This window comes from Roseibium marinum (assembly GCF_002906165.1).
Classification (GTDB): Bacteria; Pseudomonadota; Alphaproteobacteria; order Rhizobiales; family Stappiaceae; genus Roseibium; species Roseibium marinum.
This window is the reverse complement of sequence record NZ_PPCN01000009.1, coordinates 182844-206112: the sequence shown is the minus strand read 5'-3', so window position 1 is coordinate 206112 and position 23269 is coordinate 182844. Positions and strand designations below refer to the sequence as shown.

Sequence of the window (23269 nt, the reverse complement as noted above, 5' to 3'; positions counted from 1 at the left end):
CGTCACCACGCAGCACCCGGATAGGCCCTTTGCAGGAATTGCATCTCGGACAGAAGATGGCCGAGATGTTCCGAATGCCGGCCGGTCAGGCCGCCTTTATGGGCAAAATCCGATTGCGGCTGCGTCAAGGTCGCCTGCTTGAAAACCTCTCCGACGGTTTCATCCCAGCCCGGCCTCAGCGTTTGCGGGTTGGGCGCCAATCCGGCCGCCGCCATCGCCTCATCGACGGCATCGGCTGAGAACATCTCGCCGGCATAGGGCCAGAGCGCATCCAGAGCGGCCTGCATGCGCCGATGGCTTTCCTGTGTACCGTCTCCAAGCCTGATCACCAGGTCCGAGGACCGGTCGAGATGATAGGTCACTTCCTTGCCGGCTTTTACCGCGATTTCGGCGATCCGCTCATTCGCGGAAGTCTTGAGCGCGCTCAAGAGAGCGTCCTGCCAGGCATCGATCAGGAATTGCCGCATCAAGGTTTTGCCGAAATCACCGTTCGGCTGTTCGGCAAGCAGGACATTGCGGAAGTCCCAGGCGTCGCGCAGAAAGGCGAGTTCGTTCTCGCCGCGCCCCTTGTCTTCCACCTCGCCGGCATAGCCGAGCCAAAGACGCGCCTGCCCGATCAGATCGAGCGCGATATTCGCGAGCGCGATATCTTCCTCCAGGACCGGCGCATGGCCGCACCATTCGGAGACCCGGTGGCCGAGAATGAGCGCGGTATCGCCTCTGCGCAGCAACCATTCATAAAGAATATCGCTCGCGATAAGATCGCTCTCCTGGATCATCACATTTTCCCGACTTTATCGGGAATGTCATAAAAACTCGGGTGCCGGTAAATTTTGTCCGTCGCGGGTTCGAACAGCGCGTCCCTGGCGCCGGGATCGGATGCGGTTATCTGCGCGGAAGGAACCACCCAGATGGAAACTCCCTCCTTTCTGCGCGTATAGACATCGCGGGCATTCCTGATCGCCATTTCGGCGTCCGGAGCATGAAGCGATCCGACATGCCGGTGATTGAGACCATGCTGCCCGCGAATAAACACTTCCCACAGCGGCCATTCCTTTTTCATTGTATTTTCTCCCAGAAGGCCGGTTACGCCGCCGAAGTTTCACAGCGGGTGGAGCGCCACAGATTGGCGGAGGGAATGTGGTCCCAGCCAAAGGCATGGCCGGACGATCCGTGCTCGTTGAGATGACCCAATCTTTCCCAAGCTTCCTTCACGGTGGGCTCATGTCCGCTTTCCACGGGCCACATGACAAGGTGCATCTTCTCCATGACCCCGAACCATTCCGTGCGCCGCTCATAGATGCGCTTGTGGACGGTCTTGAAGACAAAATTTTCAAGGCTTTCGACGTTTTCCCAGACGGAGAGATTGGGGATGACCATCGGATCGTCATCGACCACGGCCGTATAATCTCCAGCCTCCTCCCTCAGACGCCAGACAAATCCCGGGCTGCGCTCGGCGGCCGCATTCACACGATTGAGATTGTTGACGAAATCGGCGATCCGCGGATCCTCGATGTCATATTTGAGCCGGGCGACGTTGAACTGGGCGATATGATTTCCGGTCATCTTGTCCTACTCCGCCGCCGTCCGCGCCACTGTACTTTTGTCCGCATGAGCCATGAGGCCGTCCCGCACCCAGGCACCGTCCTCCCAGGCCTTGATCCGGGCATCCAGTCTCTCCTTGTTGCAGGGACCGTTGCCCTTCAGAACCTCGAAGAACTCGCTCCAGTCAGGTTCGGAGAAATCGTATCCGTTCTTTTCCTGATTCCATTTCAATTGATCGTCTGGAACGGTAAGGCCAAGATATTCAGCCTGCGGCACGGTCTGATCGACAAATTTCTGGCGCAGTTCGTCATTGGTGTTGATCTTGATCTTCCATGACATGGACTGGGCGGAGTGCACGGACTCCTTGTCGGACGGGCCGAACATCATCAACGAGGGATACCAGAACCGGTTGAGCGCATCCTGGGCCATGCGGTGCTGCTCCGGCGTGCCACCCGCCATCTTCATCATGATGTCGAAGCCTTGGCGCTGGTGAAAACTCTCCTCCTTGCAGATCCGCACCATCGCCCGGGAATAAGGACCGAAGGAGGTTCGCTGCAGCGGCACCTGGTTCATGATCGCGGCGCCGTCCACCAGCCAGCCGACAGCGCCGATATCCGCCCAGGTGAGCGTCGGGTAGTTGAAAATGGAGGAATATTTCATCTTGCCGGCGTGCAGCAACTCGATCAGCTCGTCCCTGCTGACACCAAGCGTCTCCGCCGCGCAATAAAGATAGAGCCCGTGCCCTGCCTCGTCCTGAACCTTGGCCAGAAGGATAACCTTGCGTTCCAGGGTCGGGGCGCGGGTGATCCAGTTGCCTTCGGGAAGCTGACCGACGATTTCGGAATGCGCATGCTGGCCGATCTGGCGGATCAGCGTCTTGCGATAGCCTTCCGGCATCCAGTCGGTCGGTTCGATCTTCTCGCCGCGATCGATGCGCTCCTGGAACGCACGCTCTTCCTCGGACATTTCCGAAATGTCGCGCACCCGGTTCGCATCGGTATTCACCATCTGTGCATACATGACGCCTCCTCCCGTCATGTTGAAGATGAGGAAGGATACCGCACAAAGCATCACATAAAAAGTTTATTTCTTAAAACTTTTGTGACGCTTTCAAGTGCCTCTGCATTTTGCTCATAACGAGAGTGGCCGGTCGATCCTGGCGGCGAGCGATATCAGCCGCGCCTTCACGTCATCCGGTTTTTGCGGCAGCGGGCCGTTGCGATTGAAAAGATGCCGTCCGATGTAATCGTCGGCAGGCGTTGAAAGTCCTATATAAAGCTCGGCAAAAAGGCGGTGGGCGTCGAAGCCCGGCCAGTCTCGCGGCAAAACGGATGGCGGCAGACGGGGGTCGTTCAGCCGAATTTCCCGATAGGCATGGACCAGGGCCAGCCTGAGAAGGAGGGCCGAATGTCCGTCGAAATTTTCCTTCAGAACATGTGTCATCGGCCGGAATTGGCTCACGAAACCTGAATAGGCCCGCGACAGTGTTCCAAGATCGAAAGCGGAAGTGAGCAGCGCCCTCATTTCTTTCGCCTCCGGCTGCAGAGCCGTGGAACGAAAGGCTGCACCGTATACCGGCCGGCCGGGCCGTTCCGCGGCGATATAAAAATCACCTCCCACCGGCACGAACCCGTGGCTGATCAGGCCGGATTGCCGGGATTCGTCCGAACAATGGGTAACGATCCAGCCGCACTCGCCATCGGCGGGCCCGAAAAACAACTCGGCCGCCAGATGGTATTCGTCGCGCGCCTGTGCCGTCAGCGCATAATAGCTGCGCCGCCCTTCCCTTTCACCCTTCAGCTGGCCCGTGGAGACCAGGCGGGAAACCGCTGTGCGGACGAGGGATTCATTCACGCCGAACCCGGCACACAGATTGATGAGATCACCCATCCAGAGCACACCACCGCGCGGTTCGACGATGTCGCCGTAAATGGTGACGATCAGCCGGGCGGCTTTGGGTGGAAACGGCTTGAGGTAGTTTTCCGTGTTGAGGTCTGCGCAGGCAGGCATGAAGCATCTGATCCGTCAGGGTTTTTGTTACCTTATCCCTGCCTGCTCAACAAACCAAGCGTCGTGGTTCAGGAACAATTCGAGGATACGGCTTGCGCCGCAAAACAAGAAACGTTATACAGTTACATGTTATATAGTAACATTCCATCGGAACCCGCCAATGAAAATCTTTCCTTGCCCCAAAACGCCGCTTCGCAAGACCCGGCCTGGTTTTTTCCTGCCGGCCGCAGCATTGTGCCTTGCCGCGACCGCGACATCCGCCAGTGCGGACGCGCCTGCCGTTGTCACGACCATCAAACCTCTGCATTCCATTGCTTCCGCCGTTATGGCCGGAGTCGGAACGCCGCACATCCTTATCGACGGTGCCGCGTCCCCCCACGGCTTCGCCCTGAAACCCTCCCAGGCCTTTTTGCTGCAGGGTGCGGATGTGGTGTTCTGGGTCGGACCGGAACTTGCTCCGTCTCTGGCCAAACCGATTTCCTCCATGGCTGAAAAGGCGCAGGTTGTGGAACTCATGGACGCGGAAGGCATAGAGCATTTGAAGGTGCGCGAAGGTGCTAATTTCGACGCTCACGATCACGGACATGAAGACGGTCACGAGGATGACGAGGACCATCACGAAAGCCATGAGGATCATGACGACAACGAAGATCATGAGGGTCACGCGGATCACGAAGAAGGACATGAGGAGCATCACGCCGGACACGGCGAGGCATATGATCCGCATATCTGGTTGAACCCGGAAAACGGCGTCGCGATTGCCGCTGTCATGGCGGAGACCCTGGCCGGCCTCGATCCGCAAAACGCGGCAACCTACCGGGAAAATGCCGCCATATTCACGGCTCGCATGGAGACGCTGGATGGGAAGATCGCAACGCAGCTTGCACCGCTTTCGGGCAGGAAATTCGTCGTGTTTCACGACGCCTACCACCATTTCGAACATCACTTCGACATCGAAGCAAGCGGAGCGATCACCTTGTCGCCGGACGCCCTTTCAAGCGCCGACCGGATCGCCGAAGTGCGCGACGAGATCAGGGATCTGGGCGTGACCTGCGTGTTCCAGGAACCGCAATTCGACGCGAAACTTGTCGATGTGGTTCTGGAAGGCAGCACGGCGCGCAAGGCGACACTCGATCCGCTCGGAACCAGCCTGACCAACGGTCCGGACCTCTACCCGAAATTGCTCGAGGACCTTTCGGATTCCCTTGCCGACTGCCTCAAGGGCGAGTCCTGAAACGAAAAACCGCCGGACCTGGCCCGGTCCGGCGGCTGGTTTCAACTCAGGAAAAAATCAGGACGTCCTGGCCTTGGCACGGGCTGCTTCGGTTTTCCCGATAGCCTGGAGCAGGTAGCGGTCACGGTCATAGACGTCGGTGTAATAGGCGATGCCGCCGTCAAGTTCGGGCCAGGCGGTGAAGTAGGAGACATATACCGGAATATCTCCGGTAACCTGTTCCTGCTCGTTCTGACCCGCCGAAATCCGCGATGTGACGTAGTCTTTCGACTTGCCGAGAACCGCCGCCGCCATGGCCTTGGGATCGTGCAGGCGGATACAGCCGTGACTGAAGGCGCGCGCGTCCTTGTTGAACAGGTTCTTGGACGGCGTATCATGCATGTAGATATGGTGCTTGTTGGGGAAGAGGATCTTCACCTCGCCGAGCGCGTTGGATCTTCCGGGATACTGGCGAACATTGACGGATTGCTGTTTCGACGCGACCGCATACCAGTCCACGGCAGCCGAGGAAATCTTGCGGCCGCCCGGTGTTGAGACCTCATAACCGGCGCGGTCGAGATAGCTCGGGTCGTTCGCCAGTTTCGGCAGCATCTCGTTGACGATGATCGAATAGGGAACGCCCCAATACGGGTTGTATTCCACGATCTCGATCTTGTCGTAGAAGAAGTTGGTCTGGTTGGATTTCTTGCCCACCACGACGCGCATCGACAACGGAAGCTCTCCTGGCGCTGTATAAGTCGCCGTGAAGGAAGCCTGGTTTATGAAGACCTTGCGCTCCCCGAGCTCCTCGGGAATCCAGCGACTGCGTTCCATCGCCAATTCGACCTTGGCGATCTTGGCCGCGTTGGTTTCGCCCACCATCGCCTTGATGGTGTTCTTGCCGACAATGCCGTCCGGGGTCAGCTTGAGTGCCTTCTGGAAAGCCTTGACCAGATCCACCAGTTCCGGGGTGTAAAGCTCCGAACCGTCATAGGCCTCCAGCGTTTCGGCATGGGCGGTCTTGAACTCCCGCGAGGCGTTCTTCTCGATCGCCGCGACGATGTTCTTCATCTCGGGGCTGGATTTTCCGGCCTTGAGAAAGGTACCGGGGGCGATGACGATCTGGTCGGTCTCCTCGTCCTCAGCTTTCAGGAACGCCAGTTCGGCGGTCAGTTTCCTGAAATGATCGTTTTGCGGCTGGGCGGTGGCCAGAACCAGCCTGGGGTCCTCGGCGGACGCGAAACTTTCCATTGCGGCGACCAGATCCACCTTGTGCCGCGGCAGGTCGTGGTATTGCGAAATCCGGTTCGGGTCGACCCGGCCGCGCTTTGCGTCCAGCACGTAGGTGAGCACCGCCGCGCTCAGGTCCATTTCAAAGCGCATCATGGCCGCATCGCGTTCCGCCCCTTCCAGGCCGGCAACCGACGGCAGCGCGACAAAATAATCGTCCGGGTTCAGGGCGTATGTACCGGCTTCGCTCAAGCCCCTGCGCACGGCAGCGGCCGTGGCGGTCACCCTGCCGTCTTCCACCCAGACAAAATCGGGATGCTCCCGGTAAAACGCAATCACCGCCTCGCCCACTTCCGGCAGAACGGTCAGCGTCATGTCTTCCAGCGCCGGCCGGGCCTTGTCGAAGGCGGTCAGCACCACCGGCGCCGCCGGAGAGGTGTCCGTGCTGACGGCAGTAGCCTCACCGGTCTCAGCCGTTTGCGCTTCAGGCTGAACTTCAGCCGTTTTCTTTTCTGAAAGCGCGGAAAGGGAAATCTTCTTCCAGGCATCCGCGGAATAGTTGAGGTAACGCGGAGCGGATACCTTTACCGTTGCCGCCTTTTCGCGCAGATCGCCCTGCCGTTCGCGCTCACGCTGCCGGCGGTGCGCCTCGGGGTTGAACAGGCGCTGGAACAGGCCCTGGGCGGAGGCGGGTTGCACGGTGGCAAGACCGAACCCGGAGGCGATCACCGTCGCCATCAGGCCCGCCTTGAGGGAATTTCCCAGCACGGTCCGGGACCGCCTCGTCAAACCGCCGGCGCGATCCTTGCCGGTTTTCTTAGCCAGTCCCATTTCATTCGCTCGCATTGTCTCAAACCCGCAATTTAAAAATATGTCCGCGCCGGAGACCACGCCCGGTCATGCGGAGCTGTTCATTTTTCCGCCCGGAAGAGGACACCCCGGCTTCAAAGACTGCCGGGACTTGTGTCAGGCGCCGTGTCTTTTTGATGGCATAGGTGCCTAAAACCGATTCCAATCCCGATCATCAAATCGATTTTTACTATAACAGGCTTCTTGTGTTGGTTAAGGCTCGCCGCGATACACAGGTTTTGAAATCAGGATTGTGTGACGATTATGCCGTGCGGCAATATTCCGCCGGACGCCATGGCCGTTCAATGCGCGGCGGCCCTCGACCAATACTCCGCCGCAAAGCGATAAAATCAGGGAATTTTGAAGGGCTACTTCAAGGTGGCCGTTCCCTTTTCCTCCCGATTGCTCCGTTTCGTGATGGCTGTCACGCCGCAGGATAACTGCGTCGCCTATATCTGGCTCACGAAAACGTGAAACCTCTCAGGGAGTGGCCAGATGCCGTTTCAGTTCAATGTCGGAGATCATTCCTCACCGATCTGGAATTACACCAGATTCGACTCGGCTCAGTACAACAAGCTGAAATGGGCACGCAACAAACTGTTCAAGATGGTGAAGAACCTGCCGGGCTGCAATGCCTATTTCCGCACCCTGCCCAGGGGGCGCAGTCTGTCCGACATGATCGGCGACAGCAGCATCTGGGTAAATTACGGACCGACCCTTTCACCGCTTTATGGCGAAATCCACGTTCCAAGCGGCGAAATCGCCGTCGGCGATCGGGCCTTCAACATGGGGCGCTGGATGGTGCTGGCCACCATTGTTCACGAATTCGCGCACCGCAATGGCGCGCCGATCACCGGTGGCGACACGCGCGCGGAAGAGGCCGTCTATCACTGCGGTCTCGGCAACTCCAAGGAGTATTACGAAGGCGTGGACGACCCGAGCACGCCATATGATCCGAGTGTGGGAGGCTGATTTGACAGGACCGCGCTGCACTTTCAGAGCGGCCCTGCGTTCGCCGAGTAAATCCTAGAACGGAATTTCATCGTCCATCGGTCCGGCGCCACCGCCGCCGCTTGACGGACCACCGAAGCCACCGCCACTCGAGCCGCCGCCATATCCGCCAGATCCGCCGGATCCACCGCCACCCTGTGGTTCGCTGCCGTAGTCAGGCAGGCCACCCGACTGGCCTCCTCCCTCGCCGCGACCATCAAGCATGGTCAGAGTCGAGTTGAAGCCCTGAAGCACGATTTCCGTGGAATATTTGTCCTGACCGGACTGATCCTGCCACTTTCTGGTCTGGAGCTGGCCCTCGATGTAAACTTTCGCACCCTTGCGGAGATAGTTTTCCGCAACCTTGCAAAGCCCCTCGTTGAAAATCACCACCCTGTGCCATTCAGTCCGCTCGCGGCGTTCGCCCGTGTTGCGGTCCTTCCAGCTTTCGGAAGTTGCGATCCGCAGGTTGGCGATAGGACGGCCGTCCTGCGTCCGGCGGATTTCGGGGTCGGCTCCCAGATTGCCGACTAAAATAACTTTGTTGACGCTGCCCGCCATGCCTGACTCCTAAGACTGTTCAGCGCGTTCTCGCGCCTCAAAATTGGCCGACACCTTACAGGATCGGTCTCTTGAGGCGCACAGATGCCCCCATAATCCACAAGGGATTTTTGTTCCGCAAATGTTCCACCTCCGCAATCACCCTGTCAAGGGCAACCACGAGCCTTGATAGCGAAGACCCGAGATTGCGCACCGAAAGCTTCAGCAATGAGGCTCCCCGCTCAGACAACACTCACACGCCGCCAGTAGGCCTCACAGAAGGAATAGACTGCAAAGAGCACAATACCGCCGCCCATGACCGCAAGGATCAGCCATCCCATGGGAAGCTCCTGCGTGAACCGCAGCGCGTCTTCGATATCCGGGGGGCCGCCGCCTCCATCTCCAGCGCTCAGACCACGATAGAACAGGAGGAATGCAAGAATGAAGAAAACGATACCGCGCGCCAGCAGGCCCAGCACCGCAATCGGACGCAGGATCCTCATCGTCTCTTCTCTCGCCTGAAGATGGTCTTCGAACTTCATTCTGATCGCTTTCCAGCAGTGCGCGCCGCCAACTCCAACGAAGATGCCGGCAAGGCCGATCGCGACTGTTCCAGAGCCGAGGAATCCGCTGAGCGTTTGCGCGACGCCGCCGCCGGACGAACCGCTTGAAAACACTCCCATTCTGGAGAGTGCGTAAACCGCGAGCGTCGCATAGGTGAAGGCGCTTACAAGCAGACCGGCGCGAATGGTCAGAGCCTTAAGGGAGTGCCCGTGATCGTCCGCGTCGAAGATCGCCTGCACAAGCCTCCAGACGACATAGCCGAATAGGCCGGCGACAAGAGCCCCGAGGAGAGCATGGCCGAAGGGCTGGCTTAAAAGATGTTGCAGCGCTCCCTTGGTGTTGGTGGTCTCGGCTGCCCCGACTGCTGCGAAGCACGCCAGGGCACCGATGATGAGGTAGACCACTCCTCGGGAGGTGTAGCCGGCGCGCGCGAGCTTGCGGATAACGTTTCCAGGCAGTTTCATCTTGCTGTCTCCGTCGTGTCGGTTCGCGCATCGGCGTTCCCGAATTCCTCATGCCGCGGCAGCCTTCTGCCCAGCCAGTTGGCCAACAACCAGCAGATACCCGCCCAAGCCCCGCCGAATGCCCAACCGGCCAGAACGTCGCTCGGCCAGTGAACGCCGAGATAAACCCGGCTCAAACCGACAAGCACGGCGATCGTGACGGCCGAAGCAACGACAAAGACGCGCATTGCGCGCCGGGGCACGAACCGCGTTGCGATCGCCGCCAGCGTCAACCATGTGAAGGTGCTCACCATCGCATGGGCGCTCGGGAAGCTGGACGTGAAGGTCAAGTCCATATGCACCACCAGATCCGGGCGCGGCCGGGAGAAAAACAACTTGGCGAGGCTGGAAAGAAGGCTGCCGCTCACCACGGCGGATAAAAGGAAAACAGCCGCGGTTTTCCGCCGCAGCAGAAAAAGGCTCACGGCGGTCAGGAAAACCACAATGGAAAGGATCGTATAGCCACCAAGTGTCGTCACCTCGGCCGCCGCTTCCTCGAACCACGCCGGGCCCCACGCGTTCGCCGTGTCTTCGGCACTGCGGAACCACAGCAGAACTTCGCGATCGACATTCACACTGACGCCCGAACCGACCGCCATGGCTGTTAGCGTAAAGACGACCACGCAAAACCCCGTGACGATCAAGACCCGTTCTTCGTCACGATCGGACCGACCGGTGACCGGTTCCGCTGTTTGTGTTGTTCCATCGTCCGGCGAAGCGCCGGTTTCGCTTTTGTCTTCTTGCCGTGAAGACAATGAAATTGCCTGCCCCACTCTTAATCCCTCTGCTATCCATGGAAAGAGAACCGGCTAAATGCCTCGCGGTTCCAATGTGGATGAAATGGCGGACGGAGAAGCGAGGTTGTCGAACCGAATTTTTTGGAGTAGAGAAGCAAATGTTCCTTCTTTGTTCCTATATAGCAACCAGACAGGAACAGGACAGTCAAAGGAAAGCGCGGTACATGAAACCGGGCGAATGCGGACACAAACCTATTCGATCGCGGGAAGCCTCGAATTTGGATAACTTCTGCCTATATTGAAGATCGTGCCGGCAAAGAGACCGGCGCTCCTACCAGGAACGCAAGTGGATAGTTCACCTGCCTTGAAGCCGGACGACATGACTGATCAGAAACAAATCTCAATCCGCGGCGCGCGGGAGCACAACCTCAAAGGCATCGACATCGACCTGCCGAGAGACAAGCTGATCGTGATGACCGGCCTGTCGGGCTCTGGAAAGTCCTCGCTTGCGTTCGACACCATTTATGCGGAAGGCCAGCGCCGGTACGTGGAAAGCCTGTCGGCCTATGCACGCCAGTTCCTGGAAATGATGCAGAAGCCGGATGTGGACCAGATCGATGGCCTTTCGCCGGCTATCTCCATCGAGCAGAAGACCACCTCCCGCAATCCGCGCTCCACGGTCGGCACGGTCACCGAGATTTACGACTACATGCGGCTTTTGTTCGCGCGGGTCGGCATTCCCTATTCGCCCGCCACGGGCCTGCCGATCGAAAGCCAGACGATCAGCCAGATGGTCGACCGGATCCTGGAACTGGAGGAAGGATCTCGTCTTTATCTGCTGGCGCCGATGGTCCGCGGCCGCAAAGGCGAATATCGCAAGGAGCTGGCCGAACTCATGAAAAAGGGGTTCCAGCGCGTCAAGATCGACGGCACGTTCCACGAGATTTCCGAAGCGCCTGCCCTGGACAAGAAATTCAAACACGACATCGATGTGGTCGTGGACCGGATTGTCGTGCGCGATGATATCGCCGGCAGGCTGGCGGATTCCCTGGAAACGGCCCTGAGGCTGGCCGATGGCATCGCGGTTGCCGAATTTGCCGACAAGACCGGCGAAAAAGGCGATGCCGAACGGCTGATCTTTTCCGAAAAATTCGCCTGCCCGGTTTCCGGCTTCACCATTGCGGAAATCGAGCCGCGGCTGTTTTCCTTCAACAATCCCTTCGGCGCCTGCCCTACCTGCGACGGGCTCGGCACCACTCTTGCGTTCGAAGAAGACCTGGTGGTGCCCGACCACTCGCTTTCACTGCGCGAGGGGGCTGTGCTGCCCTGGGCCAAGACCGGATCCACCTCTCCTTATTACACTCAGACCCTTGAAGCGATCTGCCATCACTACAAGGTAACGATGGCCACCCCGTGGAAAGACTTGCCGGCGGAAGTACACGAAGCAATTCTTCACGGAACGGGAAAGACCAAGATCGAGTTCGTCTACGATGACGGCGTGCGCAGTTACCGCACCGAAAAGACGTTCGAGGGCGTGATCGGCAATATCGAGCGGCGCTGGCGGGAGACCGAATCCACATGGGTGCGCGAAGAGCTTTCCCGCTACCAGTCCGACCATGCCTGCCCGGCCTGCGACGGCTATCGTCTGAAGCCCGAGGCCCTCGCCGTGAAGATCGCCGACAAGCATATCGGCCATGTCACGCAATATTCCATCCGAGAGGCGAGCAACTGGTTTGAACAGCTTCCTGCAAAGCTCAACACCAAGCAGACCGAAATCGCCGGACGCATCCTGAAGGAAATCCGCGAACGGCTGAGATTTCTCAACGACGTTGGGCTTGAATATCTGACGTTGTCCCGGGCATCCGGCACCTTGTCAGGCGGGGAAAGCCAGCGCATCCGCCTGGCGTCGCAAATCGGCTCAGGCCTGACCGGGGTTCTTTATGTTTTGGACGAACCGTCCATCGGTCTTCACCAGCGCGACAATGCCCGGCTGCTTGAAACGCTGAAACACCTGCGCGATCTCGGCAATACCGTCATCGTTGTCGAGCATGACGAGGACGCGGTTCTGACGGCGGACTATGTGGTCGATGTCGGGCCGGGTGCCGGCATTCACGGCGGACAGGTGATCGCCAAGGGAACCCCGGCGGAGATCATGGCGAACCCCAATTCGCTGACGGGTGCGTATCTTTCCGGCACAAAGATGATCTCCCGTCCGGAGGAACGGCGCAAGATCAACAAGAAACGGCAGATTTCCGTTCGCGGCGCGCGCGGGAACAACCTGAAGGACATCGATGTGGATGTGCCGCTCGGCACGTTCACCTGTGTCACCGGCGTTTCGGGCGGCGGCAAATCGACCTTCCTGATCGATACGCTCTACAAGGCGGCTGCGCGCCGCTTGAATGGCGCGCGGGAGAACCCGGCGCCGCATGACCGTATCGAGGGGCTGGAGGTGCTGGACAAGGTAATCGACATCGATCAGTCCCCGATCGGCCGGACACCGCGCTCCAATCCCGCCACCTATACCGGCGCGTTCACTCCGATCCGGGAATGGTTCGCAGGCATGCCCGAAGCCAAGGCGCGGGGATATCAGCCTGGGCGGTTTTCCTTCAACGTCAAGGGCGGACGCTGCGAAGCCTGCCAGGGCGATGGCGTCATCAAGATCGAGATGCACTTCCTGCCCGATGTCTATGTCACCTGCGACGTCTGCAAGGGCAGACGCTACAACCGTGAAACGCTGGAAGTTGAATTCAAGGGCAAGTCTATCGCCGATGTTCTCGACATGACCGTCGAGGAAGGCGCTTCCTTCTTTTCGGCGGTTCCGGCGGTCCGGGATAAGATGGAGACACTTGCGCGGGTAGGTCTCGGTTATATCAAGGTCGGCCAGCAGGCGACGACGCTTTCCGGAGGGGAGGCTCAGCGCGTGAAACTTGCCAAGGAGCTTTCCAAACGCTCCACAGGCCGCACGCTCTATATCCTCGACGAACCGACCACCGGGCTGCATTTTCATGACGTCGCGAAATTGCTGGACGTGCTCCATGAACTCGTCGACCAGGGCAATACGGTTCTGGTGATCGAACACAATCTTGAAGTCATCAAGACCGCTGACTGGATCATCGATCTGGGACCTGAGGGCGGAGACGGTGGCGGTACTGTTGTTGCGACCGGCCGTCCGGAAGACGTTGCAGAGGTCAAGGAAAGCTACACGGGCCACTTTCTCCAGGAACTGCTGCAGCGCCGCCCGCAGCGCGCTATTGACGCCGCCGAATAGACATTCAGGACCGAAATCTGAATTCAGTGTGCGTTGCACACTGAATTCTAGTGTGATGATTTCCTAGGTTTTTTCGATTTTTCCGGTGTAATTACGCCAATTTTTTGCTGCATTGCACCAAACGCATGTCAGGCATGCAGAGATGGCACTTCTTTTATTTCACCCTCTGAATTATATCTTGGATCAACAAACGGCGTGAGGCGCATCGGTGCCTTGCCTGATAAGGAACAAGAAAATGTTTGATACTGTACGCCAGAAGTACAGCACTTGGGTGAGCTACCGCCGTGCGGTCGACGAACTGTCCCGGTTGTCCACCCGTGAACTGGCTGATCTTGGCATCAGCCGCAGCGACATCAAGTTTGTCGCACGCCGTTCCAGCAACGGCTAACAGATTCAGAGATCGCGTCCCGAGGCATCCTCCTCCCAGCCAACGGACGTGTGACACGCAGGGCATCCTCCTCCCAGCCCTGTCACGTCGAAACGACGCCCGTCAGCACCTCCTCCCGCTGGCGGGCGTTCGTTTGTTCGGCCCCCATTTTTTTCATTACTCAGTCCATCTCTCCGCAACCTCGCGTTAAATGACGGGATGCCATCTCGCACTTGCGAAGAGTAATATGACGCAGTCATGCGCTGAGTGCATGCTTATCACCTCCTTTTGAGGTAATTAACCTCTTGTTAATCTGCGTTTTGTGCATACCTGCTTCGCGATTTACCCTCTACCTCGCAGTGCACAAAACCACTATCTTCAAATCATAAGAGATGAACGGGCCAGACGCCGATCCGCGGTGCCTTGGCCATGAGATAGCGAAAGGCCTCACCAATGATCGATACTGTTGTTCGCAAATTCAATAACTGGAAACGCTTCCGTCAGACCTATGACGAGCTGTCCAACCTGTCCAACCGTGAACTGGACGATCTGGGCATTGCCCGCACCGACATCGCCCGCTACGCGCGCATGTCCGCAAAATAACCAGCTTGGCAGTCTGGAGGGTTCCTCCTCCCAACCTTCAGGCTCCATGTCTCCGCGCATCGCGCGCGGAGTTTCAAAAAACACCTGCCGGAACCTCCTCCCTCCGGCAGGTGTTTTTTTATGGCTGATACACACCGCAAGGGTGATTCCGTGCGAGCTTTCCCGCTCCTTGGTTCTCAGGACTGTCGCCGGGTTTGGCGAGCCCAACTTCAGCCAATCTCCAGTCTTTGGATTTATCCACGCGATTCTGAGAAAGCGTTGCAGCAGTCTGGCATTGCCTGTAATCAGATCCGCAAGGACAAGTAACCCGCGGATATCACGGCGCCAGGTCGATGCGGACAGCCGGAAAAATTTCCAAGGACAATCAATGCCCCCTATTCACGTAGTTGGCGGTGGTCTCGCCGGTTCCGAGGCTGCCTGGCAGATCGCTCAAGCCGGACTGGACGTTGTGCTGCATGAGATGCGCCCCGTGCGGAAAACCGATGCTCATCAGACCGATGGACTTGCGGAACTCGTCTGTTCCAACTCCTTCCGTTCCGACGATTCTCAACAAAACGCCGTCGGGCTCATCCATCATGAATTGCGCCAGCTCGGTTCTCTGATCATGTCCTGCGCCGATGCTCATCAGGTACCGGCGGGCAGCGCCCTTGCGGTGGACCGCGAGGGATTTTCCGCCGCGGTCACTCAATCGCTCGAATCTCATCCCAGAATCACGATCGAACGCGAGGAAGTCGCCGGATTGCCGCCGGAAGACTGGACCAGTGTGATTATAGCAACCGGTCCTCTCACCTCGCCTGCGCTCTCGAAAGCCATCCTGGATAAAAGCGGCGAGGACGCCCTCGCCTTTTTCGATGCGATCGCACCGATCGTGCATTTCGATTCGGTCGACCTTTCCAAAGCCTGGTTCCAGTCGCGATATGACAAGGTGGGCCCGGGCGGCACCGGCAAGGACTACCTCAATTGTCCGTTGGACAAGGACCAGTACGACGCTTTCATCGACGCGCTTATTGCCGGAGACACGGCGGATTTCAAGGAATGGGAAGCCGACACGCCGTATTTCGACGGTTGCCTGCCGATCGAGGTGATGGCGGCACGCGGGCGGGAAACCCTGCGCCATGGGCCAATGAAGCCGATGGGACTGACCAATGAGCACAATCCGACGGTCAAAGCCTACGCCGTGGTGCAGCTCCGGCAGGACAATGCTCTCGGCACGCTCTACAATATCGTCGGTTTCCAGACGAAACTGAAATACGGCGCCCAGGCCGAGATTTTCAAAATGATACCCGGGCTGGAATCCGCGCGCTTCGCCCGGCTCGGCGGTCTGCATAGAAATACTTTCCTGAATTCCCCGAAAGTTCTCGACGGCGCGTTGCGCCTCAAGGCAGACCCGCGCCTGCGCTTCGCCGGTCAGATCACCGGCTGCGAGGGTTATGTGGAATCGTGCAGCGTCGGCTGCATGGCCGGTCTCTTTGCCGTTATGGAAGCCCGCGGCCAGGATATTCTCCCCCCGCCCGGTACCACCGCCATGGGCGCCCTGCTGGGCCACATCACCGGTGGACACATCTCCCGGGAAGACGGCGCGGGAAAACCCGGCTCATTCCAGCCTATGAATGTCAATTTCGGCCTGTTTCCGCCGGTCGAAGCCCCCACGAAGGATGAAAACGGCAAGCGGCTGAAGGGCAAGGACAAGACCAGGGCGAAGAAGCTGGCGCTGACCGACAGGGCCAAGGCCGATTTCGAAACCTGGCGGTCAAATCTGGCAATCGAGATAGCTGCCGCGGAATAAACCGCGCGACCGGCAAACCTGTATCAAATTACTCAGAGCCTGCCGAACACGTTGCCGGACGCCCGCCACAGGATCCATTGACGACGCAGTTGGGAGATTTCGGCGGCCTGCTGCAGCGGGTCGAATCCGGTTACTTCCAGCTTTTTCAGGAACGGTTCTACCAGCACCAGCGGAAGAAAAGCGGCCCGGCAGGTCAGCGGTACGCCCGAAGCCGCCTCCCTGACGCGGCCCAGGTGATGGCGGGCATGCCCGCGCATTTCCGTCAGCACCGCCAGGAGTTCAGGGGTCGTTTTGCCCCGGAATACTGTTTCAGGATCGAGATTGTGGCGTGAAAGAACATCGCCCGGCAGATACATCTGCCGGCGTGCCGCATGCCAGGGCAAGGCGCGCATCAGGCCGCACAAGCCATAAGCGACACCGGCATGGCCGGCGACTGTCGCGGTTCCCGGATCCTTGCCGTCGTTCAGGACAAGGCAGCCAAGCTGAAAGAGCCCAGAAACCGTTTCCCCCACATAGCCTTCCAGGTCGTTCAGACTGGGCATCGGGTCGTTATAGAGGTCAAAGATCCTCGCCTCCGTCATCGCGACGAGGGCCTGCCTGGGGAGATTGTATCTTTCAATGGTTCTCAAAAGGGCATTGGCGACCGGGTTGGCGGCGGCGGCACCATGTTCCGTGCCTTCAAGCAAGTCACGCCACCATTGAAGACGGACCTCGCCCGGAAGCGGCTCGGAGACCACTTCCCGGATGCGAGCGATTTCGGCGTTGAAGGCATAAAGCGCCATCAGGGCCGGGCGATACGCTTCGGGTGCCAGAAGAGCGCTCAGATAGCGGTCCCGGTCGAAACGGCGCACCACTTCGGCGGCATGATCGAAATCGGTGGTCATAGGGCCCATATGGCCTTCGCTCAAGGTTTAGTCCACCGCCAGAAGCGCAGCGGCCACCGCCCGGTCTTCGGAAAGAAGCACATTGTAGGTACGCACGGCAGCCCCGGTAGACATCGGGTCGGCCAGAATTCCGACCTCGCGGAATTTGTCCTTCAAGTCCGCCGCAAGCGGTACAAGGTCCATCCCTGTTCCGACGAGAAGCACCTCGATATCGGCCATCTCCTCAAAAACTTTCGAGAAAGCCTGCCGGGAAAATTCAGACGGATCGGTCAGATCCCAGCCGTATATGCCGCTTGGAACGCATAGCAGCGCGCCCTGGTGGGACATCTTTGCAAACCGGAAACCGCCGTTGCCGTAGGCATCAAGCGGTGCCCGGCCCGGAAAATGTGCATCCCGGATTTCCATCGCCGGCAATCCTCAGACGGTTGCCTCTTCGCCGGATCCCTTTTCAGCGTCGTCGCCCTTCGGCGTCATGGCGTCCGGGCGAAGGTTGAACAGAATCAGGAACGGGGCCGCAAGGAAGATCGACGAATAGGTGCCGATCACGATGCCGAAGATCATCGCCAGCGTGAAGGACCGGATCACCTCGCCGCCGAAGGCATAGAGCGCGATCAGAGCCAGAAGCGTGGTTACCGACGTCATTGTCGTGCGCGACAACGTCTCGTTGATCGACATGTCGAGCAGTTCGGTGAGCGGGCGCTTCTTGTATTTGCGCAGATTTTCCCGGATCCGGTCATAGACGACCACGGTATCGTTGAGCGAATAACCGATAATCGTCAGGATCGCGGCAATGCTGGAAAGCGAAAAATCAAGCTGCAGCAGAACGAACAGGCCGACCGTGATCACCACGTCGTTCGCCGTCGTCAGGATGGCCCCGACGGCGAATTGCCATTCGAAGCGGAACCAGATGTAGAAAAGGATCGCCAGCAGGGACGCGGCCACCGCGATGGCCCCGGCCCGGGCCAGTTCGCTGGAGACGCGCGGTCCGACCACTTCCACGCGGCGGAAATCGACATTGTCGTCTTCGAAGATCGTCCGGACGCGGGAGACGACCGATTGCTGCGCGAGCTCGCCGCCGGGTTGCTCCTCCACACGGATCAGGATGTCGTCCGACCCGCCGAATTCCTGCACCTGAACGTCACCGAGGTTAAGCGAAGACAATCGCGAGCGAATGGCGCCGATATCGGCCGGCCCGTCGGTCTTGATCTCGATGATCGTACCGCCCTTGAAGTCGATACCGTAGTTCAGCCCGACCAGAAAAAAACCGGCAAGCGAGACAATGATCAGCAGGATGGATACCGGAAAGCTTACCTTCCGCAGCCACATGAACTTGATTTTGGTATTGTCCGGAACGAGTCTCAGCAACATTGGTTAATCTCCCGGATCAGATCGGCAACTTGGACGGACGGCGGCGGCGGACCCAAAGGGCCACAAGCAACCGGCTGAACGTGAAAGCTGAGAAAACGGTGGTGAAAATCCCGATGGCCAGGGTCACGGCAAAGCCGCGAACCGGACCGGAGCCGAGCTGGAACAGGATGACGGCCGCAATCAAGGTGGTGATGTTGGCGTCCAAAATGGTCCCCAGCGCCCTGCTGTAACCGGCATCGATCGCCGAAACAGCCGATCTCCCCGCCCTCGCCTCTTCGCGGATACGCTCGAAGATCAGCACGTTGGCATCGACAGCCATACCGATGGTCAGCACGATGCCGGCAATGCCGGGCAAGGTCAGTGTCGCCTGGAGAAAGGTCAAGGCACCGAATATCATGAAGATATTCGCCATGAGAGCGAGATCGGCGATGATGCCGAAGCGGCCATACGCAAGAATCATGAACGCGATGACCAGTGCACCGCCGATGATCGAGGCGAGCTTGCCAGCCTCGATCGAATCGGCACCAAGGCCCGGGCCGATGGAGCGTTCCTCAATCACGGTAAGCTTGGCCGGCAGCGCACCTGCCCTGAGCAGAACAGCCAGATCATTGGCGCCCTCAACCGTGAAACTGCCGGAAATCTGGCCGGAGCCACCGGTAATCGGTTCGCGGATAACCGGCGCGGAGATCACCTCGTCATCAAGCACGATCGCAAAGGGCCGGTTCACATTCTGCTGCGTCACCAGCGCGAATTTCCGCGCGCCGGACTGATTGAATCGGAAATTCACCACCGGTTCGTTGGAGCGCGGGTCGAAACTGACCTGCGCATCGACAAGATCCTCGCCGGAAAGCAGCGGCGATTCCTCAAGAAGATAGGGGAACGGTGGATCGTCCACCGACATCATGACCACGGTGCCGACCGGCGGGCGGTTCTGCATCGCCTGTTCGCCGGACATGGAGGTATCGACCATGTGGAAGGTGAGCTGGGCGGTCTGGCCGACGAGATCCTTCAGACGCTCGGGATCGCTTTCCCCCGGAGCCTCAACGAGGATCCTGTCGGTGCCCTGGCGTTGGATGTTCGGTTCTGTCGTGCCGATTTCATCGACACGACGGCGGATGACTTCGATGGATTGCTGCACGATGGCCGCCATCCGGTCCTGAAGACCCTGTTCGGTATATGCGAACCGGACGAGACCGTCATCGGTGGCGGTCATCTCGAATTCGTTGACCGGCTGTCCGCCGAAGAGATTGGAAACGAGCGGGTTGACCAACGGCTGCAGGCGCTCTTCGGCATCGTCAAGCCGCGTCAGATCCCGGATACGAACCTGAGCGGTGTCTCCCTGGACCCCGAGACCGGTATAACCGATACGCGGTTCCTCGCGCAGCGTCGCCCGGATGTCGCTGACCAGCGCTTTCATGCGCTTCTGGATATAGTCCTCCTGGTCCACTTCGTAGAGCAGATAGGCACCGCCCTGAAGATCGAGACCGAGGACCATCTGGCTTTTCGGCAGAAAATCCGGCCAGCTTTCAAGCTGTCTGGCGGAGAAGAAATTCGGCAGGGTCGCGAGGATGCCAGCGGCAACCACAAGCACGATCAGCGCGATTTTCCAGCGAGCGAAATAGAGCATGGTCAAGCCTTAAAAACTGCCAGGCCGATCGGGAACCGGCCTGGCGAATTCATCAAATCCGCGTTTTGAAACGTTACGCGTTGTCTTTTGCAGGCTCGGTCTTGGAACGGACTTCCTGAACCATGGAGCGAACGACGCGCACCTTGACGCCTTCGCCGATCTCCACCTGGAGTTCACCGTCGTCAACAACCTTGGCAACCTTGCCGATCAGACCGCCCGTCGTGACGATGGTGTCGCCACGGCGGACATTGGAGACCATTTCCTGATGCTGCTTCACGCGCTGGCGCTGCGGCCTGATGATCAGAAAATACATGATCGCAAAGATGGCCACGAACGGCAGCAGCGACATAAGGAATTCCGGACCCGCAATTCCGCCGGTCTGTGCATAGGCTGGGGTGATAAACATTCAACTCTCCTAAGTGGCGTCCTTGCCGGTTAGGGTCCATTTCCGGGACCTGAGGCCTAAACGCTCTAATTCTGGTGGCGGGACTATAACGGCGGCGCGCCTCATTTCAAGCTTTGCAAGCTGATTCCGGCGTACCAGTATGGGAATAACAGACGTTTTCGCATTTCCCTGGCCGTGTTAATCCTCCAGCGACTTTCTTCAGGGCCTCACATGGGCCTTTTTGACGGGGCTTGCAAGAATAATGAGTGCGCCGGACAACCTTTCCGCATTGAATACAAAACTCGATTCCCTGCTTGAGCTGATCGGCCGTGCCGTTCCGGCGCCGCCGCAAAGACCCGACTGGGCCGCTGCGGACGCCTTCGTGTGGGTCCCCGAACCGGGGGAACTTCACGCGGTGAAGAAGGTGAACCGGGTCGATATCACCTTGCTGTGCGCAGTGTCGCGGGTGAGAGACCTTCTCCTCGACAACACCAGACGATTCGCAAACGGCCTTCCTGCCAACAACGCACTCCTTTGGGGTGCCCGCGGCATGGGGAAATCGTCTCTGGTCAAGGCAGCACACGCGGCGATCAATCAGGAAAGCGCTTCTACCGCCTTGAAACTGATCGAAATTCACAGGGAGGACATTGAATCCCTGCCCGGACTCATGGCTGAAATCCGTTCGGCGCCCTTCCGCTTCATCGTCTTTTGCGACGATCTGAGCTTCGACAATGACGATACGTCCTACAAGTCTCTGAAAGCGGTTCTGGAGGGCGGGATTGAAGGCCGTCCGGAGAACGTGATCTTTTATGCGACGTCGAACCGCCGCCACCTTCTGCCAAGAGACATGATCGAGAACGAACGCTCCACCGCCATCAACCCCGCGGAGGCTGTTGAGGAAAAGGTTTCGCTGTCCGATCGATTCGGATTGTGGCTCGGTTTCCACAAATGCAGTCAGGACGATTATCTCGACATGGTGCGCGGTTATGCGGATCATTTCGGTCTGGAATTCCCGGCGAATGACCTGCGGGCGCAGGCGCTTGAATGGGCGACAACCCGCGGAAGCCGCTCCGGCCGTGTTGCCTACCAGTTCATCCAGGATCTGGCCGGGCGTTTGGGAAAGGTGCTTTCCTGAAGCGTGTCGCGTTAAATTGAATTCGCTTAAACGCAACACGCTATAGGACGATAAATGGAAAAACCCGGCGCATGGCCGGGTTTCACATTTTCCTGAGGTATTTGTTCGGCTGTTTCGATCAGCGTTGCGGCAGGTGTTTCAGAGGATCGACCGGCTTGTTGCCCTGGCGCAGCTCAAAATGAACCTGCGGCTGATTGACGGAGCCGGTTGCACCCGCGAGGGCAACAACGTCGCCGCGGCGGATCTTGTCTCCGCGCTTGACCTTAAGCTCGCTGTTATGGGCATAGGCGGTCACCCAGCCTTCACTGTGACGGACCAGGATCAGGTTGCCGTAGCCCTTCAGTTCGTTGCCCGAATAGATGACCGTTCCGTCATCCGCGGCCTTCACTGGAGTGCCTTCGGGAACCGCCAGGTTCACGCCCTCGTTCTTGCCGCCACCGGGTTTTGCACCGAAGTCGGAAATGATGCGTCCGCGTACCGGCCAGCGAAAAGTTTCGGTTGAAGCGTCAACGTCTTCCTGAACGCTTGCAACGACTGCGGGTGTCTTTATCGGTTCGCTCGGCGCCTGCTCGCGTGTCAACGCCGGTTGCGGCAGGGACGAACTTCCAACCGATCCGGAGGGCGCGGTGGCAACATCTCTCCCGACGTCAGGCTGACGCGGCGGCGCGGGCACCTGAGAAGAAATCGAAGCGGTGGTCAGCACCCGGTCGCTCCCACCCGGTTTGCGTTTCGGCAAGGTACTGACGCGTTGCACGCCGCCATTGCCGGTTTCATCGCGGCTGATCTCGGCGAAACCGGGTTGTTTGGCCGGGCGCGGCATGGAGCCGGCGGAGGTTGGTACGGCGCTGGTGACCGCAACGTCATCGCGGCTGGCCGGCAGCTTCACCCGGCTGGTTTCGCCCTCGGTGACGCTGGTTGAGGCGTTTCCTTCCGCATAGACATAGGTCGGAACGATGATGCTCTGACCCGGACGGACATTTTTCGGATCTTCAATGCCGTTTACAGCGACCAGCGCCTGTATCGGCACACCATAGCGCCGGGCCATCGAATTCAGATCGTCTCCCTGGCGGACCTGCACCCTGGTACCACCGGCGGATGTCCAGCCTTTCCAGCTTTTCGCCTGACTGGTCGCGGCGGTCTGCACCGGCCGCGCCACTTCAGGCGCAGGCAAGGTGGCGACGGGTGCCGTTGTCAGATGAGACGGCTTGCCACTGGCACGCGTCTGACCAGGCGCCGGCAGCGGTGCGGACTGGATACTGGAAGGTTTTTTGGAAATTGAGGCGGTCGTCAAAGGCTGCGAAGACGATTGCGGCAGGCCCGCAACCGACCCTCCCGGGCCATCGACAATATCCTGATAGGTCGGCTGGCTCTGGCCACCGTTTAGTATGTCGCGCTGATTCTGGGTATTTGCCGTGTAGTAGGGAGACTCTCCGAACCGTTCAGTCGCGCTTGAACATCCCGCGATTGACACCGCAATCAGTGAGACAGTTGCCGCTTTTCCCAAAAGGTCCCTGCGGAGGGTACGCATCCGCTTCATCATCGCCTTAACTCTGACCGCTAACTATGGCTGTTATGGTTAAGAGTAGACGCCAGTAAGGTTTATAAAGGCTAAAGACCGGATCAGACTTTTGGGAAAATCCCGGAATTCTCAGTATTCCGTCCGAC

General features: G+C 58.8%; 22 protein-coding genes. 7 read left to right on the top strand and 15 right to left on the bottom strand.

The features are described from left to right. Positions 1-2: 2 nt before the first annotated feature. The 5 genes from paaC to CLV41_RS19425 all read right to left on the bottom strand — a co-directional run bounded on the left by paaC (position 3) and on the right by CLV41_RS19425 (position 3555). Positions 3-779 (bottom strand): 1,2-phenylacetyl-CoA epoxidase subunit PaaC, encoded by a 777-nt coding sequence (paaC, locus tag CLV41_RS19445; RefSeq protein WP_103224087.1) that lies wholly within the window; start codon positions 777-779, stop codon positions 3-5. Further along, on the bottom strand, positions 779-1063 hold the full coding sequence (gene paaB / locus CLV41_RS19440; protein WP_103224086.1) for a 1,2-phenylacetyl-CoA epoxidase subunit PaaB: 285 nt from the start codon (positions 1061-1063) through the stop codon (positions 779-781). The genes paaC and paaB overlap by 1 nt, the downstream gene beginning before the upstream one ends. Before the next feature lie 23 nt (positions 1064-1086). Further along, the gene (locus CLV41_RS19435; protein ID WP_103224085.1) at positions 1087-1566 is read right to left on the bottom strand and encodes a DUF3291 domain-containing protein; all 480 of its coding nucleotides are present in this window, start codon (positions 1564-1566) and stop codon (positions 1087-1089) included. Between the two features lie 6 nt (positions 1567-1572). After that, positions 1573-2565, bottom strand: a complete 993-nt coding sequence (paaA, locus tag CLV41_RS19430) for a 1,2-phenylacetyl-CoA epoxidase subunit PaaA (RefSeq protein ID WP_103224084.1) — start codon at positions 2563-2565, stop codon at positions 1573-1575. 111 nt (positions 2566-2676) lie between these two features. Next, positions 2677-3555: a PaaX family transcriptional regulator C-terminal domain-containing protein gene (locus tag CLV41_RS19425; RefSeq protein WP_103224083.1), complete on the bottom strand. Its 879-nt coding sequence runs from the start codon at positions 3553-3555 to the stop codon at positions 2677-2679. A gap of 160 nt (positions 3556-3715) precedes the next feature. Here CLV41_RS19425 and CLV41_RS19420 point away from each other — a divergent pair, with 160 nt between their 5' ends. Then, the gene (locus CLV41_RS19420) at positions 3716-4789 is read left to right on the top strand and encodes a zinc ABC transporter substrate-binding protein (RefSeq protein WP_103224082.1); all 1074 of its coding nucleotides are present in this window, start codon (positions 3716-3718) and stop codon (positions 4787-4789) included. A gap of 57 nt (positions 4790-4846) precedes the next feature. Here the strand turns inward: CLV41_RS19420 and CLV41_RS19415 are convergent, their stop codons facing one another. Continuing rightward, complete coding sequence (locus CLV41_RS19415; protein ID WP_208987604.1) at positions 4847-6844, bottom strand: L,D-transpeptidase family protein; 1998 nt, start codon at positions 6842-6844, stop codon at positions 4847-4849. Positions 6845-7342: 498 nt separating this feature from the next. On the opposite strand from CLV41_RS19415, the gene CLV41_RS19410 reads away from it, so the two are divergent. Next, complete coding sequence (locus tag CLV41_RS19410) at positions 7343-7819, top strand: hypothetical protein (RefSeq protein WP_103224080.1); 477 nt, start codon at positions 7343-7345, stop codon at positions 7817-7819. A 54-nt stretch (positions 7820-7873) separates the two neighbouring features. Here the strand turns inward: CLV41_RS19410 and CLV41_RS19405 are convergent, their stop codons facing one another. The 3 genes from CLV41_RS19405 to CLV41_RS19395 form a co-directional block, all read right to left on the bottom strand. After that, positions 7874-8398, bottom strand: coding sequence for a single-stranded DNA-binding protein (locus tag CLV41_RS19405; RefSeq protein WP_103224079.1), 525 nt, complete (start codon positions 8396-8398; stop codon positions 7874-7876). A gap of 221 nt (positions 8399-8619) precedes the next feature. Continuing rightward, positions 8620-9405, bottom strand: coding sequence for a DUF1206 domain-containing protein (locus tag CLV41_RS19400; protein ID WP_103224078.1), 786 nt, complete (start codon positions 9403-9405; stop codon positions 8620-8622). Then, a complete protein-coding gene (locus tag CLV41_RS19395; protein WP_103224077.1) occupies positions 9402-10199 on the bottom strand; it encodes a phosphatase PAP2 family protein in 798 nt (265 codons plus the stop codon). The genes CLV41_RS19400 and CLV41_RS19395 overlap by 4 nt, the downstream gene beginning before the upstream one ends. Before the next feature lie 361 nt (positions 10200-10560). Between CLV41_RS19395 and uvrA the strand changes: the two genes are divergently transcribed. From uvrA to trmFO, 4 genes are all read left to right on the top strand, one after another. Next, the gene (gene uvrA, locus CLV41_RS19390) at positions 10561-13449 is read left to right on the top strand and encodes an excinuclease ABC subunit UvrA (protein ID WP_103224076.1); all 2889 of its coding nucleotides are present in this window, start codon (positions 10561-10563) and stop codon (positions 13447-13449) included. 235 nt (positions 13450-13684) lie between these two features. Further along, positions 13685-13837 carry a DUF1127 domain-containing protein gene (locus CLV41_RS19385; protein WP_103224075.1) on the top strand — a complete coding sequence of 51 codons (153 nt, stop codon included), beginning with the start codon at positions 13685-13687 and terminating at the stop codon, positions 13835-13837. Between the two features lie 432 nt (positions 13838-14269). Continuing rightward, positions 14270-14419, top strand: coding sequence for a DUF1127 domain-containing protein (locus tag CLV41_RS19380; protein ID WP_103224074.1), 150 nt, complete (start codon positions 14270-14272; stop codon positions 14417-14419). Between the two features lie 367 nt (positions 14420-14786). After that, positions 14787-16205: a methylenetetrahydrofolate--tRNA-(uracil(54)-C(5))-methyltransferase (FADH(2)-oxidizing) TrmFO gene (gene trmFO / locus CLV41_RS19375; RefSeq protein ID WP_103224073.1), complete on the top strand. Its 1419-nt coding sequence runs from the start codon at positions 14787-14789 to the stop codon at positions 16203-16205. Positions 16206-16237: 32 nt separating this feature from the next. On the opposite strand, the gene CLV41_RS19370 is transcribed toward trmFO, so the two are convergent. From CLV41_RS19370 to yajC, 5 genes are all read right to left on the bottom strand, one after another. Further along, on the bottom strand, positions 16238-17089 hold the full coding sequence (locus CLV41_RS19370; protein ID WP_103224072.1) for a phytoene/squalene synthase family protein: 852 nt from the start codon (positions 17087-17089) through the stop codon (positions 16238-16240). A gap of 27 nt (positions 17090-17116) precedes the next feature. After that, positions 17117-17494: an Mth938-like domain-containing protein gene (locus CLV41_RS19365; RefSeq protein ID WP_103224071.1), complete on the bottom strand. Its 378-nt coding sequence runs from the start codon at positions 17492-17494 to the stop codon at positions 17117-17119. Positions 17495-17506: 12 nt separating this feature from the next. Then, positions 17507-18457: a protein translocase subunit SecF gene (gene secF / locus CLV41_RS28170; RefSeq protein WP_103224070.1), complete on the bottom strand. Its 951-nt coding sequence runs from the start codon at positions 18455-18457 to the stop codon at positions 17507-17509. 16 nt (positions 18458-18473) lie between these two features. Continuing rightward, the gene (secD, locus tag CLV41_RS28165) at positions 18474-20084 is read right to left on the bottom strand and encodes a protein translocase subunit SecD (protein WP_103224069.1); all 1611 of its coding nucleotides are present in this window, start codon (positions 20082-20084) and stop codon (positions 18474-18476) included. A 73-nt stretch (positions 20085-20157) separates the two neighbouring features. Further along, the gene (gene yajC / locus CLV41_RS19350; protein ID WP_103224068.1) at positions 20158-20490 is read right to left on the bottom strand and encodes a preprotein translocase subunit YajC; all 333 of its coding nucleotides are present in this window, start codon (positions 20488-20490) and stop codon (positions 20158-20160) included. A 241-nt stretch (positions 20491-20731) separates the two neighbouring features. On the opposite strand from yajC, the gene CLV41_RS19345 reads away from it, so the two are divergent. Next, positions 20732-21604: an ATP-binding protein gene (locus CLV41_RS19345; protein ID WP_103224067.1), complete on the top strand. Its 873-nt coding sequence runs from the start codon at positions 20732-20734 to the stop codon at positions 21602-21604. Between the two features lie 118 nt (positions 21605-21722). On the opposite strand, the gene CLV41_RS19340 is transcribed toward CLV41_RS19345, so the two are convergent. Beyond that, positions 21723-23132 (bottom strand): peptidoglycan DD-metalloendopeptidase family protein, encoded by a 1410-nt coding sequence (locus tag CLV41_RS19340; protein ID WP_208987603.1) that lies wholly within the window; start codon positions 23130-23132, stop codon positions 21723-21725. Between the last annotated feature and the right edge of the window lie 137 nt (positions 23133-23269).